General features: G+C 58.0%; 2 protein-coding genes. Both read right to left on the bottom strand.

What is annotated here, in order from left to right:
* Positions 1-281 (bottom strand): DDE-type integrase/transposase/recombinase (locus tag HMPREF3174_RS05745; protein WP_246783067.1); only part of this gene is annotated, 281 nt, incomplete at its 3' end.
* 284 nt (positions 282-565) lie between these two features.
* Positions 566-850 (bottom strand): transposase, encoded by a 285-nt coding sequence (locus HMPREF3174_RS05740; RefSeq protein ID WP_016664108.1) that lies wholly within the window; start codon positions 848-850, stop codon positions 566-568.
* Between the last annotated feature and the right edge of the window lie 81 nt (positions 851-931).

Below are 931 nucleotides of genomic sequence, written 5' to 3'. Positions count from 1 at the left end.
TCGGGCCCGTTATCCATCCGGATCACCCGCGGGCGCCCGCCGTGCTCCAGACAAGCCACGTCAAGGAGTTCGGTCACCGAGACCGCGTTAATGTTCTTGTCGACCGTGAAGGCGAGGTGTTCGCGGGTGTATTCATCGATAATGTTACAGATTTTGATTGTCTTGCCGTGCCAGGTTGAATCGAACTGGAAGTCCAACGCCCACACGTCGTTCGGGTACTGGCCGGCAGGAACATCACGATGGGTATCGGCAGCTAGACGCTTGCGCTTCTTCCTAGGCAAGACACGCAAGCCCTCTTCACGCCAGATCCTGCGGAAAGTCTCGCGGCATATCCCGTACCCTTCGGCGAGGGCGGTTCTCCAGGCGCGCCGGTGTCCCCACCGGCGATGATCCTTAACGAAGTCGTGCATCCACGCCCGTAGGTCCGCGTACTTATCCGGCTTGTTCTCGCGGGTCCTAGCGCGCCGGTAAGCACTGCGAGAGAGCCCAACAATCTGGCAGGCAAGTCTTTGGGAGTAGCCCATCCCGACCAGATGCCAGACGGCATCATGGCGGCGAGCTGGGCTTAGAAGTTTCCCTCCGACAATTCTTTCCACGCCGCCTTTTCCAGCTCTGCCTGACCTAGGAGGCGTTTGAGGCGCGTGTTTTCCTCGCGCAGGCGCTGGAGCTCTTTCGCCTCGCTCTTGGTCATCGCCCCATAGGTAGCCTGCCACCTGTTCAACGTGGCTTCGCTAATCCCCAACGTGGTCAGGATCTGAGCTGTAGTTGATCCCGATTCCTTCAATTCCCGCGCCCTATCGAGCTTACGAACAATCTGCTCGGGAGTATGCTTGCTGAATTTCTTCACCATTCATCCATTCTCCCCACCCACAGGCAGGGCATCAATGGACAACACTCAAGTCACCTGGACCTAAAAACCTAGAGCACTCCA

This window comes from Trueperella sp. HMSC08H06 (genome assembly GCF_001808465.1).
In the GTDB taxonomy this organism is placed as follows: domain Bacteria; phylum Actinomycetota; class Actinomycetes; order Actinomycetales; family Actinomycetaceae; genus Trueperella; species Trueperella bernardiae.
This window is presented reverse-complemented; position numbering and strand designations above follow the sequence as displayed.